The sequence below is a fragment of the Brevibacillus sp. DP1.3A genome (assembly GCF_013284245.2).
In the GTDB taxonomy this organism is placed as follows: Bacteria; Bacillota; Bacilli; order Brevibacillales; family Brevibacillaceae; genus Brevibacillus.
Map to the genome: position 1 here is coordinate 1,016,995 of NZ_CP085876.1, position 13,136 is coordinate 1,030,130.

General features: G+C 47.2%; 12 protein-coding genes. 8 read left to right on the forward strand and 4 right to left on the reverse strand.

Features of this window, described 5'->3' with window-relative positions; translation table 11 throughout:
* Window positions 1-22: 22 nt before the first annotated feature.
* The 4 genes from HP399_RS04530 (at window position 23) to HP399_RS04545 (ending at window position 3,944) form a co-directional block, all read left to right on the forward strand.
* Window positions 23-502 (forward strand): DUF6530 family protein, encoded by a 480-nt coding sequence (locus HP399_RS04530; protein ID WP_173616852.1) that lies wholly within the window; start codon window positions 23-25, stop codon window positions 500-502.
* A 1-nt stretch (window position 503) separates the two neighbouring features.
* Complete coding sequence (locus HP399_RS04535; protein WP_173616851.1) at window positions 504-1,712, forward strand: MFS transporter; 1,209 nt, start codon at window positions 504-506, stop codon at window positions 1,710-1,712.
* Window positions 1,713-1,728: 16 nt separating this feature from the next.
* Complete coding sequence (locus HP399_RS04540; protein ID WP_173616850.1) at window positions 1,729-2,850, forward strand: AAA family ATPase; 1,122 nt, start codon at window positions 1,729-1,731, stop codon at window positions 2,848-2,850.
* Between the two features lie 74 nt (window positions 2,851-2,924).
* Window positions 2,925-3,944: a vWA domain-containing protein gene (locus tag HP399_RS04545; protein ID WP_173616849.1), complete on the forward strand. Its 1,020-nt coding sequence runs from the start codon at window positions 2,925-2,927 to the stop codon at window positions 3,942-3,944.
* 56 nt (window positions 3,945-4,000) lie between these two features.
* On the opposite strand, the gene HP399_RS04550 is transcribed toward HP399_RS04545, so the two are convergent.
* Window positions 4,001-5,632 carry a peptide ABC transporter substrate-binding protein gene (locus tag HP399_RS04550; RefSeq protein ID WP_173616848.1) on the reverse strand — a complete coding sequence of 544 codons (1,632 nt, stop codon included), beginning with the start codon at window positions 5,630-5,632 and terminating at the stop codon, window positions 4,001-4,003.
* A 234-nt stretch (window positions 5,633-5,866) separates the two neighbouring features.
* Window positions 5,867-6,436 carry a DoxX family protein gene (locus tag HP399_RS04555; RefSeq protein WP_173616847.1) on the reverse strand — a complete coding sequence of 190 codons (570 nt, stop codon included), beginning with the start codon at window positions 6,434-6,436 and terminating at the stop codon, window positions 5,867-5,869.
* Between the two features lie 249 nt (window positions 6,437-6,685).
* Here HP399_RS04555 and HP399_RS04560 point away from each other — a divergent pair, with 249 nt between their 5' ends.
* The 3 genes from HP399_RS04560 (at window position 6,686) to HP399_RS04570 (ending at window position 10,020) form a co-directional block, all read left to right on the forward strand.
* On the forward strand, window positions 6,686-8,752 hold the full coding sequence (locus HP399_RS04560; RefSeq protein ID WP_173616846.1) for a methyl-accepting chemotaxis protein: 2,067 nt from the start codon (window positions 6,686-6,688) through the stop codon (window positions 8,750-8,752).
* Between the two features lie 98 nt (window positions 8,753-8,850).
* The gene (locus HP399_RS04565; protein WP_173616845.1) at window positions 8,851-9,423 is read left to right on the forward strand and encodes a histidine phosphatase family protein; all 573 of its coding nucleotides are present in this window, start codon (window positions 8,851-8,853) and stop codon (window positions 9,421-9,423) included.
* A 30-nt stretch (window positions 9,424-9,453) separates the two neighbouring features.
* Window positions 9,454-10,020 (forward strand): SMI1/KNR4 family protein, encoded by a 567-nt coding sequence (locus HP399_RS04570; RefSeq protein WP_173616844.1) that lies wholly within the window; start codon window positions 9,454-9,456, stop codon window positions 10,018-10,020.
* Window positions 10,021-10,108: 88 nt separating this feature from the next.
* On the opposite strand, the gene HP399_RS04575 is transcribed toward HP399_RS04570, so the two are convergent.
* Window positions 10,109-10,975, reverse strand: coding sequence for an RNA polymerase sigma-70 factor (locus HP399_RS04575; RefSeq protein ID WP_173616843.1), 867 nt, complete (start codon window positions 10,973-10,975; stop codon window positions 10,109-10,111).
* A gap of 46 nt (window positions 10,976-11,021) precedes the next feature.
* Complete coding sequence (locus HP399_RS04580; RefSeq protein ID WP_173616842.1) at window positions 11,022-12,194, reverse strand: NAD(P)/FAD-dependent oxidoreductase; 1,173 nt, start codon at window positions 12,192-12,194, stop codon at window positions 11,022-11,024.
* A gap of 143 nt (window positions 12,195-12,337) precedes the next feature.
* On the opposite strand from HP399_RS04580, the gene HP399_RS04585 reads away from it, so the two are divergent.
* Window positions 12,338-13,078, forward strand: a complete 741-nt coding sequence (locus tag HP399_RS04585) for a GNAT family N-acetyltransferase (protein ID WP_173616841.1) — start codon at window positions 12,338-12,340, stop codon at window positions 13,076-13,078.
* Window positions 13,079-13,136: the final 58 nt, after the last annotated feature.

The following is a 13,136-nucleotide window of genomic DNA, read 5'->3' on the forward strand; positions in this document are numbered from 1 at the left end:
AAACGAAAAGAGGGGAAGAAAAATGAAAATACCTACTAACTTGAACCATAAGCCTGTTGTCGTGTCCGGTAACTATGAGCGCGTTGATGGCCGATTAGCCAGGAATACAGATGCGAAAGCACTTTCTCTGGGAGTGGCAGAGGGCAACTCCAGAAGAAAGGTCGATATATCTGCCAAGGTATGGAGATACACGGGAGAAGAATGGTCAAAACAATCGGAGGAACTGCCTCTCCATCGTGTTCTTGATATGTCCATACTGATTTGTCGGTCTTTGGCTCATTTTCGCGACGCATACAGATATGAGCATTATTATGACCCGCAGGAGCCACTCATCGACCGGGTTGCCCTGCAAGGGGATGCAATGAACGTGGCGATATGTACGGACAATGAGAGTCTTCATGAAGACATTAAGCTGTTCAGCCAAGGGCTGAGTAACGACGATGAGATGATCGGCGAACGTCTGCGCACATTATCAAAGCTATTAAAGGATATGGGGTATTGAAATGTTTTCCAATGTTTATGTTCGAACGATTATCCTCTCCCGCGTGCTGCTGCATTTGGGGATTTGGATCCGGAATTATGCCGTTCTTCTTTTCGTTAGCGAATTGACGAATAATAATCCGGTTTATATATCACTGATTTCGGTTGCGGAATTCGCCCCCATTTTTCTATTCGGCCTGATTGGCGGAACCTTTGCTGACCGATGGCGACCGAAACGGACAATGGTTTGGAGCGATCTGCTGTCTGCCCTGTCTGTCGGGGCTGTGCTGCTTGCACTCATGAATGGTGGATGGATGGCACTTCTCATCGGAACATTTATTTCCGCCAGCCTGTCTCAATTTTCTCAACCCTCGGCCATGAAGCTGTACAAGCGTCATGTGCCAGCTGAACAACTGCAGGGCGCAATGGCTATGTCCCAAACGCTTGTCGCTGTCTTTACGGTTTTAGGTCCGGTCATTGGCACGTTTATTTTCATCCAGTTTGGAATTACAGCCTCTCTGATTCTGACAGCGGTTCTGTTCCTAGGGTCTTCCCTTATAGTAACGACGCTTCCCCGTGACGTGGAGGAACCGAAGTCTGACGATGCTGGCGGCTTCATAAAGGAATTGAAGGCCGGACTGCGCTATATCGGGTCCAATCAATCCTTACGAACTCTCTGTCTGACTTTCTTCGCTGTCGGATTGGCGTCAGGTCTGACACAGCCGCTTCAGATCTTCCTTGTCATCGAGAATTTGGGACAGGACAAACAATTTTTGCAGTGGTTGGTTATGACCAACGGGTTAGCCATGTTGGCAGGAGGAGCAATCATAATCGGGATAGCCAAAAAGGTAAGGCCACAGATGCTGCTCATGGTAGGCTTGCTTGTCTCTGCCGCTTGCACGATGGTAGTAGGGGTTACCACAACGATTTGGTTGATGATTGTTCTATTAGTGATCAGCGGTTTCTTTTTCCCTTGTATTCAAAGCGGAATCCAAACGCTACTTGTACGGAACACAGAAGGGGCATTTATTGGCCGAGTATCTGGTGCGATCACGCCTGTTTTTATGGGGATGATGGTGATTGGCATGTTTATATCCGGCTATTTAAAAGAGACGTTTTCCCTAGTTGCGGTATATGTGGTGAGCGGGGTTTTGATTATGATCGGTGCGGCTTTGCTGCTGCCTCTTCTTGTTGAGAAAAAGAGCAAAGATGCGAAGAAACCAGCAGTATGAGTGGAGGAGAAATGTGATGGCTGAAAATGAAACATATGATTTGTCACCCGAAAGACAGCTGACGGATGCAGAAAAAAAGCTTGTTTGGAAAAAGCCTTCCACTCATAAGGTTAGTGAAGAAGAACAGCGTATTAGTAAAGAAATCAAACGCAACTGGCATCGCGGAGAAATGAAAATCGCCAATATATTAGTAGAAGGTGACGCTGGTTCTGGTAAAACACAACTAGCCAAAGCATTATCGGCTAATTTCGGGCTACCGTATACGAAAGTGACTTGTTTTGCTGATATGGATAAATCGGATATTATTGGCGCTATTTTGCCGGTAATTTCTTCTGAACGTTTAGAGAAAATGGAGCCTGCCGAGCAAACGGTATGGAAAGCATTATATGAAAGTGATGGGTTTCAAAGCATAGCTGAAATTTTAATGGATGCACTGGGGATTACTCAGGAACAGGCAGCTTTAAAGATGAAGCAATTACTGAAGCTTGCAGCAGCGGAAAACACCGATGGCGAAGCGATTGAGTACCGATTTTACCCTTCGGAGATCGTCAGAGCCTATCAAAAGGGTTATCTATTGGAAATCCAAGAACCAAACGTTATTCGTGATGCTGCGGTGTTAATGGCATTAAACTCTGCCTTGGAGCTGGATGGCAGCATCAATCTTCCCACCGAGATCATACGCAGGCACCCAGACTTCATCGCAGTTATCACAACAAACCGCAGTTATGCGGGAACCAGACCGTTAAACGAAGCGCTGCGCGACAGGGTTCAGCATACGGAAAAGATGGACCTGCCGACCAAAGAAATCATGATAGAACGTGTCATAGCCAAAACCGGTTTTCAAGATGGAAAGGTGTTGGGGATTTTAGCGGACATGATTATGGTTTTAGACAGAACAGCGCGGGCCAATGCGATCAAGGGCGTGGCTGGAATGCGTTCCTTTTTCTACTGGGCAGATGCAATTGCCGGAGGAGCTTCCGCAAAAGAATCTCTTTATCATAAGGTCATCTACAAGATAACCACCGATTCGGAAGAAATAAAGCTTTTAGAAGAAGCACTAAAAAATCATGGTTTGTTTGCCAGCTTGGAAGATGCCGAGATTGAACTAAAAAAAAACGAAAATCTGACGACGCCATAGAGATCAGGACATGGGGAGATATAGACGACACTGATTTTGGCAAAGACAACCATGGAGAGGAAAAGGGAATCGCATTGAAAAAATCTGCCGATAGTGACGAAAGCTCTTCCCGTGTCTCTGAGGATTCTACCCATATGGAACGTTCAGGTTTGGGTGAAGATGGCTCTCCTAAGTATCATCAGGCAAATCCTGAATTCATGTCAGAGGAAGCGAAACAAAAGGAACGTGATTTCCGTAAAAAGCTGAATCGAGATGCAAGAGAGGTCATTTCCGATTCGATTCATAAAAAAGTAAAGCTCATTGTTCACCGTCCAGACTACGATGAGGAAAACCAACAGGAATATGTTCGGCTTTGTCAGGGGCTCATGCCTATCGTGCAAGAGATTGCCAGAAAGACACTTCCGTACCTGGAACATGAGATATCTTCCGACTTTGCGAGGAATCGTTACTATGGCAGCAAATTTCAAGCAGACAGCGTTGCTTACAGGGATTACAAGTATTTTGCCAAGAAGCGTCCTCCAACGGAATCCCCTTCTCTTGTGGTTGGTCTTAGGGTTGATGAATCCGCATCTATGTCAGCTTACGGGAGATTAGAAGCAGCAAAACGAGCAGTGATCGCGGTATATGAATATTGTCAGCTTTGTCATATCCCCATTTTGATCTACGGCGATACTGCGGATGTTTCCAGATTGGAGCAAATGTCGATCTTTGCCTATGCCGACTTCGATAAAGCGGATGCCAATGATCGCTTTAGGTTAATGAGAATTCATGCGAGAAGTAATAATCGCGATGGCATGGCTCTTAGAATTATGGCGGAACGATTAGCCGATTCCCCCCAAAAGACAAAACTGTTGATTAGCATAAGTGACGGACAACCAAAAGCAATGGATGACTATACGGGAAGTTACGCTGTTACAGATATGAAACAGACCATACAGGAATATGAACGAAAAGGAGTTACATTTCTTGCAGCCGCAATCGGTCAAGACAAGGATGTGATAAGTGAAATCTATGGGAATGAAAGATTTTTGGATATTACAAATTTACATGAGTTCCCTGCAAAGTTAGTTCGGATTATCGCTCGGTATTTATGATTGAAGCGCGGGCATCCTCTCTATCTGTTTCGCACAGAGAGGATGCCCGCGCTCTATTATTTTTCAATATACGCGTATTTAAAGTAGGAACCGCCGAGAGGGAAGATTACAAAGTCCTTCACCTTGTCGTTTTTCACATAAGCGTTGCCGCGGAAATGCAGTGGTGCCAGCGGCATTTCTTCCATGAGAATTTTTTCGGCGTCAAACATCAGTTGCTTGCGTTTTTGCTCGTCGGTCTCATAGTAGCTCTTATTGAGCAGATCGCGGTATTCCTTGTTGTCGAAGCGAACGACGTTGTTGCCACCCAAGTCCTTGTACATTTCGAGGAAATTGATCGGGTCGTTGAAATCGGCTCCCCATAGCCAGATGCCGAAGTCGTACTTGCCATTTTGGACATCCTCGTTGAACACTTTCCATTCTGAGGTGCGAATGTCAATGTCGACTCCTAATGTTTTCTTCCACTCGTCCTGGAGTGCTTGAGCCAGCTTCTTGTCCGTTTCTCCGGTGTCGTAGTAGTACGTGACTTTAGGGAATTGAGTCAGCCCGAGTTCTTTCATGCCTTCCGCCAAAAGCTGCTTGGCCATCGCCACATCCTCTTTAAAGTAGCCGTCCGGATTCAACCCCATGGAGACGGGAACCCAGCCATAAGCGGGCGGAACACCGGTCTGTAGGATGTTATCTACCAATTGCTGTCGGTTGATAGAATACGAAAACGCCTGGCGAATCTTTTTGTTGGTAAAAGGGGGCTTCTCTGTATTGAAGATGACGGCTTTGGTTCCGGGGTTATCTGCGACGAGCAGCTTGCCTTCTTCCTTGATCTGACCAACCGCATCCGGTGACAAGCCAAAGGAAGGGTAGCCTCCCCAATCCAGATCGCCATTTTCAAACATGGACAGGGCGGTGTTGTTATCCTCGATGATGACAATATGGATCTGATCTAGCTTGACGTTGGCGCTGTCCCAATAAGTAGGACTTTTGCTGAAGGTGAGCTTGGATTTGTGCTCCCACGTATCCATGATAAACGGGCCATTGCCGACAATCGTTTTGGCTTCTGTTGCCCACTGGGGGTTGCTCTCGATGGTCTTTTTATGAAGTGGGTAGTAGGTAGTGAATGAGGTCAATTCGCGGAAGAACGGTGTTGGTGAGCACAAGGTGAAATCTAATGTGTAGTCATCCTTTGCCTTTACCCCGACGTCTTCTGGCTTGCCTTTTCCGGAGTAAAAGTCCTCGCCCCCTTTGATATAGAAGAGCTGATACGCGTAGCCGGAAGCGGTTTTGGGGTCGAGATTGCGTTTGATGGCGTACTCAAAATCGTGAGCGGTAACAGGATCGCCATTGCTCCATTTGGCGTCCTTTCGAATGGTAAAAGTAAAATGAGTGAAGTCAGGAGTATGCGTGTAGCTCTCCGCGATGGCGTTGATCATCTGTCCTTGACGGTCGACGCTGGTCAGTCCTTCGAAGCTGAGATTGATCATGTCCATCGAGGTCGAATCTGTTGCAATGCCGGCATCCATCGTAGACGGCTCCCCGGTGATGCTCCATTGCAAGACCATTGGCTCTGAAGTAGTAGGCTTAGCTGTTGTTTCCGCTGGAGGGGATTGGATATTGTCGGCGGGCTTCGAGCTACAGCCGACTGAGAGACTAAACAACAAAACAGCAGTAGAAATGCCTAGTAGCCACTTGTTCATACTGTCCTCCTGTTAAATTATTTGAAAAATAAGAAAATTTATAGTTCCTCAAAAGAATAATGCACAGCAACCAGTCAGTCATTCAACATAATGTATAAATATTCATCGGAAATCACGGTTACCTTTCGGAATAAATTCATACAATTTGTCCGTTACTTCATTAACTATCGATCTGAAGGGACAACAAAAGCCACCCGCAAAAGGTGGCTTTGTCATTAGGGAGGGAAAAAAGGATTACTTGTTCATCGGCAAAACACCATCGCGCGATTTTCTCGTCCAAGGTGTTCCGAGATAAGAAAGCGCCCAGCGATCAAGACCATACCAGCCTGCAACCTTCCAAGCCAGAACGAGCCAAGTGGCAAAAACAAAAAGGAGTGGGTTGGTGCTGACCGTTCCTGCGAACAGAAAGCTGACGTTCATCAAGCCGCCGAAAAACGCTGCGATCCCTGTCAGGCATCCGAGGATCAAGCCGAGTCCGACGAGTACCTCACCCCAAGCAACGAGGAAGCCGAACACCTTGGCATTTGGCAATACCATATTTTCCAGGAACCAGGCGTACCACCCCGTTACGTCCTTTCCTTCGGCTGCTTTTGCTAAGGAGCCTTTTACGAACCCTTGAATCGCGCCGCCAGCCGCATCTCCGGTCCAGGCATCGGACTGGACTTTTTTCCATCCCGCAGTAATCCATGCATAGCCGACATACAGTCTGATGATCAACCAGAGCGCAGCCGATTTTGTGCTGGTGAACAGGAAGTGTGAAACAGGATTTTCAGGAATAATAATTTCGTTTTGACGATTTTGCATGTGGGTGTCCTCCTACATACGTTTTGAACATCTTTGTTCGAGCCGATTTTAACATAACAAATGGTGGTGTAGTGCGGTTTTGGGCATAAGTTCATACGGTGTTCATTGACACTATAAGCACGGTGTTAATGGTAAATCCTAGTGTATATATTGCCAAAATACAGTAAACTCATGAAAGGATTGACAAGTTAAGATGTGGTAAATTATGTTAAGTTATGTTAAAAAAATAAAACTTCTTGGAGCAGACTTATGAAACGAATGTGGATGTCTTTTCGTACTAAGCTTACCTTGATGATTTCTTTATTTACGATGCTGGTAGCCATTGTGTTGTCTATTATTGACTATGCTCAGTTCAAGGCGAATATTATTTCTGACCAAGCGGTACAGTACCAGCTGGTAGAGGATCATGTCACGAATGCAGTGAAGAATGTGGATATGGCATACGGCGTTTTTGAGAAAGACATGGCAACCCGCATGCAGCAAACACTGCAAGTGTTAACGAATAATTATCGGCAAAATCCAGGGGTGGAGAAGTGGGACTATGTAGCCCTGCGTGAGCAGTATGGGATGGATATTTTCATCATTGACCGAAATATCAAGGTCGTTCATTCCAGCGTCAAAACCGATATTGGGCTTGATTTCAGCAATGCCGGGGCATTTACGGAGCTGTTGAAAAAGCGGATCGATGGAAAAGAGTTTTCTGCCGATGGCATGGAGGTTTCCGTCAATACAGGTCAAATCAAAAAGTTCGCTTATCTCCCTACATTTGACCAGAAGTACCTGTTTGAAGTCAGTGTGAATTTGCAGGACAGCGCTCTTTTCCAGACCTTTAATTTCTTGGCTGTGTCGCAGGCGATCACGGAGAAATACGGCATGGTAAAAGACATTCTGGTCTTTTCTCATGATGGCTACGCTTTGGGGAGAACAGGGAGCGACGGGAAAGCCTTGCGGGTGATCGAGAGTCACTTGCCGATTTTTACGGAAGCATACCAATCACAAGAGATCAAAGAGTTTCATGAAAAAACAGAGGAGAAAGATCTCACTTATCGCCTCGTCCCGTACAAGCTAGGCAAAGATCCCAATGATCTCAGCCGATCACGTGTCATCAAGATTGTGTATGACAATACGGAGCTGAACCAGAAGCTGGCGGACAATCTGGAGTCCGTTGTCTGGAAGCTGGTATGTTCCGTGGCAGGAGCGTTGCTTCTATCCTTCTTGCTGAGTCGCTGGATTACCCGCCCAATTGATCAAATGAGGGAGATCATTACGCAGACGGCTCAATTTGATTTGCGGGAAAAAATGGCGGTGAACGAGCAGGGCACGCAGGATGAGATTGGATTGACAGCACAGTCGATCATTGTCATGCGTGAGCAATTGAGCGAGGTTGTGAGCAAGCTAGCAGCGGTGTCCCACTCGGTCGCTGAAAATGCGCAAAGCGCGAAGCAAGCTACTAACAAAGTAAGCGAGCAGTCCAGCGGAACCGCGGAGGCTACGGGCATCTTGCTCGCCCATATGCAGGAGACGATGGCGGCCACAGAAGAGATGAATGCGACCTTGAACGATATGGAGACCGTCATTCACTCGATTACGAAAAGAACAGAAGTAGCGGCTGCGACCGCGCAGGATGTCAGCTCGCGGGCAACTGCTTTGCGGGAACATGCATTGGCTGCAGATAAAATGACGACAGAGCTGTATATGAATGTGAAGGCACAAACGGAAATTGCGATCACCGACTCGAAGGAATCGATGGAAAAAATCAACCTGTTGGCAGAGGCGATACTCACAATCTCTGAGCAGACGAATCTGTTGGCATTGAATGCGGCGATTGAAGCTGCACGTGCGGGAGACAGCGGTAGAGGGTTTTCTGTCGTAGCGGATGAGATACGCAGACTGGCGACGCAATCGTCTGAGGTCGTGATTGATATTCAACGCATTATCCAGGTCACGGGCGAATCTGTAGACAATTTGGCGACTCATTCGTCGAGCGTCTTGGACTTTATCGAAACGCGGGTCATTCCTGACTATGATAGCATGATGGAAACATCGGAGAAGTACAATTTGGATGCGCATCGTTTCCATACGTTGCTAGAAGAATTCAATGCGTCTTTTGAAGAGTTGAATTCTACAATCAGCAGTGTGGTTTCTGTCGTGGAGCAAGTGACGAACTCGATGGAGAAAAGTGCCCACAGTGTGGAGGCGATCACAGAGCAATCTCGCATTATTGCGGATAACAATCAGCAGGTCGCGGCTATTTCAGAGCGAAATGTCGGCTTGACGCAGACGATGGAAGAGATCGTGCATCGCTTCAAAATCTAAGAGTGCCCCCCTTTCTAGTGAAAAATGGAAGGGGGGGTTGTTAATATATTTTCAGGAAGGATGTAGGCAGAAAATAAAAGTTTTCACGGAGGGTATGTATGAAAACCTATATTTACATGGTCAGGCACGGAGAATCACCAAAAACCGAAGGAGACGAAAGAACACGAGGACTGACTGAAAAAGGTTGGTCAGATGCCTGTATCATTACTCAATTGTTGAAAGACGAGGGGATAGATGCGTTCATTTCAAGTCCGTATCAAAGGGCAATGGCAACCATAGAAGAACTAGCCCAGTCCGTAGGGAAAGAGATCGTCGTTTTAGAAGAGCTGAGAGAACTCGTTTTTATCGGAAACAATCAAATCATGGCTGATAGCGAATTGTATCCATTAGTAAAGAGGATGTTTACTGAGCCAGACTTTTCTTTACTTGGAGGAGAGTCCATCGCAATTTGTCGGAATCGTGTGGTAAGTACGTTGCGAAAAATTTTAGAGCAATATAGAGGGCAGAAAGTTGTAATCGGAACGCATGGTGCCGTTATGACTTTGATGATGGGGTACTTTGACAGTCAGTACGATTTGGATTTTTTATTGACGACGTCCAAGCCTGATATTTACAAAATGGAGTTTCAGGGTGAAGTGCTCGTAGAAACGAAGCGATTATGGAGGAACTGACTTTATATAAGGAAAAAGGAGGTCTTACATATGGATATAAAAGAGTATATCAAGAATGGTTTTGAAGCTTACTATGCCCGATATAACCAAGTGACAGAGGAAGGTTTTTGCAGATGGATGCGGCCAGACGTCCCTGATGTCATGAAAGTAGCTGATGTCGATGAAGAGTGGTCCAGATGGAAGCTGGTTCCTTCTACCGTAAGTCACGAGGATGTGGCTTCGCTAGAAAAAGAATTTGGGTTGAAATTTCCGGAGTGGTATAAAGCCTTCATTTCTGCTTATCATCATTATTTCGACGTCATTCCTGAACAAGGGATTGATGAGCCATTCGATCGTATTAAAGATATGTACAGCCCGTTGCTTTGCAAGTTAGGCTACCTTCCTTTTTCATGGGATACAGAGTACGGAAAAATACGATGTATCGATTTGCAAGAAAGCCCGGATGAAGAGAAGTGTGGAATCTATGAAATTGACCATGAAATTTTGTTTGAAATGGATGAAGAAAATACAGAACGCAACGAATTGAAAGAATCACTGATCTTTTTATATCCGAATTTCAAAACTTATTTTGACCACACTTTTTTAGAACGTGCATGACGCGAAATCAAACCCTCTTTCACGAAAATAGGAAAGAGGGTTTTTCTTGTGAGATTTTTGTGAGATTGTTTGCTACGCTAGGAGCCGACTACGACTCTACGAATCTTAACTTTTCAGGATTTCTGACAAAGTAGAGGTTGTGAATAACTCCGTGTTCGATATGAAAAAACACCACGGTGTCGATTCTGCCGTCCAGTCTGATCACAAACCCGGTCTGGTTGTTTAAAGGTGCGAGCTCTACGGAGAAATCTGAACGCTTTGAGAAGCCGCGCATCAAGCCGAGTAAGAAGGAAGCCACGCGTTCGCCAGACAAGATCGGATGCAGAGCTGCGGTGACCTTGCCGCCGCCGTCGGAGAGCAATACCGCATCTGTGGCAAGCAGAGTGAGCAATGTCTCGACATTTCCGTGCTCCAACGCAGACAGAAAACGGCCGATCCATTCTTCGCCGAGCTCTTTTTCTGGGATGAGATGAGATTCCTCTGGGTCAATCCCCATTTTCTTTTTTGCCCGACTAACAATCTTGCGGCAATTCGCTTCGGTTTTTCCAACCAGCTCGGCAATCTCGTCATATTGGAAGTCAAAGGCTTCTCGCAGGACGAATACCGCTCGTTCTGGGGGAGACAGCCGCTCCAACAGGACGAGCATCGCGTAGGATAGCAAGTCTTTGGTAATGACAGAATCATAGCTGTTTGCATCAGGGGTAGAGATGGGCTCTGGTAGCCATGGTCCAGTATACAGCTCCCGTTTTTTGCGAGCAGATTTTAACAAATCGAGGCAGCGGTTTGTGGTCATTTTGCACAGGTAAGCCTTCGGTTCGTCCATCTGTTCCAGCGAGACATCATGGGCCTTCACGAATACGTCCTGCACGATATCCTCCGCATCCGTGGCCGAGCCGAGCATCTGATAGGCGAGGCGGAACATGAGCCCCTTATATTGTTTGTACAGAGCCTCCATGGCTGTGTCACTTCCTCTTGTATCTTCGTACGTCCCTATTTTTTTCCTATTTTATCATGCTGGCAACATTCCAGGTGAACTGGCGAAGCTTCCACCCCAATTTCCCTGTCAAAATGATATCGAGTCCCCATTTTCTCGTCCAAACCATTCCGCGTTCAGGGCCGAGTCCGACGCAGTAAATGTCCATGTAGCTTTTGTGTGCAGGGGCAGGGGTTCCATCCAAGTCAGCCAGCACAATTTTGCCCAAACGTATCGCCTGCCCGGAGGCTTCCTTGCATGTCATCGTGTCCGCTTGCCCGCTGGCTGGATCTACGATGCGCGCACAATCGCCAATACTGTACACCCCCGGCGTTCCCGCTACACGATAGGATTCATCGACGACCACCTGTCCGTGTGTGGTCAGTGGCACGCCCATGCTGCGCAATGCGGGATTGGGCAAGAGTCCGAGCGACCAGACGCACAGCCCGACAGCAAGCATGCGACCACTGGCTAGCGTCAGTATTCCGTCCCGCTCATGAAATGCCTTTTGACCATGCAGAATGGTAACGCCGCCATCTGTGAGTGCACTCTCCAGCTTGCGCCCCATTTTGGCAGGGCCTTCCGAAAACAAACGATTTTGTGCGTTGATGAGATAGACGTTGACTTCATCAGGATGGATGCCGAGGTTCTTCGCTTCCTCACGCATAGCGAAAGCCAGCTCCGCAGCGGTCTCCATCCCGCTGATACCCGCTCCCGCAACGGCGATCGTCAACAATCGCTCACGTTCGGATGGCTGCTTTTCATGGACGGCTTGGCGCATATTGGCAAGCCACTTATCCCGAATCGACTCGGCCGCCTTGACGCCCGTCAAAGCGATGCCGCCTTGTTCTGACTCCGGTTGGCGAATGACGCTTCCTACTGCCAGGATGAGAATGTCGTAGGGCAACGCCTGCTCTTGACCGTTTTTGTTCCGGAATAAGAGGCTTTTCTCCTTCCCTTTGATCGACGTGACTGTACCTTGGACGAATTCGACGCCCTCTGGAAACAGGCTTTCTAGAGGAATTGAGATATCTGTTTTGGCAGCAGCTGGTTTGAACAACAGGACTTTGCGAAGGTGATGAGGCTCTCTATCGATTAAGATGAAGCGGATCGGGCGTCCTTTGCAGGTATCGCGAACGGCTTTTAGTGCGTGGATACCAGCGTACCCGCCTCCGACAATCACACATGTTTGTTCTTTCATGCCAATCAGCTCCTCGTTTAGTTTGACCATATAACGAGAGAGGGAGCGATTGTGTGACACACCGCAAGAGGAAAATGTCGAAGAAAATCGAATAGGGATTAGATGGGAAGCTAGACATCTGAGTTCGTAGGAGGATTCCAAGCATGTCATACAACATCTACACTTTCGCACAAAGATCGGATTTAAACGATCAAGCTGATGCACTAATCGAAGCAAGCTGGTCTGCCTTCATGCTCAATGATGAAGTGGCTAACGAATATTATGGTCATCTGTATGACTGGTTCTCTCCTTATCAATTTATGCTGACGGACGAGGCTGACAAGGTGATCGCTGTAGGAAATGCGATTCCATTTTATTGGGATGGCACTTCGGAAGGGCTACCAAAAGGGTGGGATGATGTCTTTCTGCAAGGGATTGAAGACTACCGCCAAGAAAAACAGCCAAACGCGATATCGGCACTCTCCATCTCCATCGATCCCCACTATCGTGGACACGGTCTCAGCGAGCAGATGGTTACGGCGATGAAGGATATCGCCAAGGAAAATGGCTTGGTGCACTTGGTGGCACCCGTACGTCCATCGCTCAAGCACAAGTACCCGCTCACGCCCATGGATAAGTATGTTCAGTGGAAAACGACCGATGACGCTCCGTTTGATCCGTGGGTGCGCACGCATTGGAAACTGGGAGCGACGATCATGCAGGTTGCGCCGGAATCCATGCTGATCAAAGGAAGCTTGACGGATTGGGAAAGCTGGACAGGGATGAAATTCCCGGAGTCCGGATCGTACATCATTCCAGACGCATTAGTTCCCGTGCAGGTTGACGTGGAAAAGGACGAAGTGGTATATATCGAGCCGAATATTTGGATGCAGCATGTTTTGTAGAGCGATCCAAAAGGTTTGGTTTTTGGAAAAGGAAGAACAAACAGCGAAGTAGCCGTTG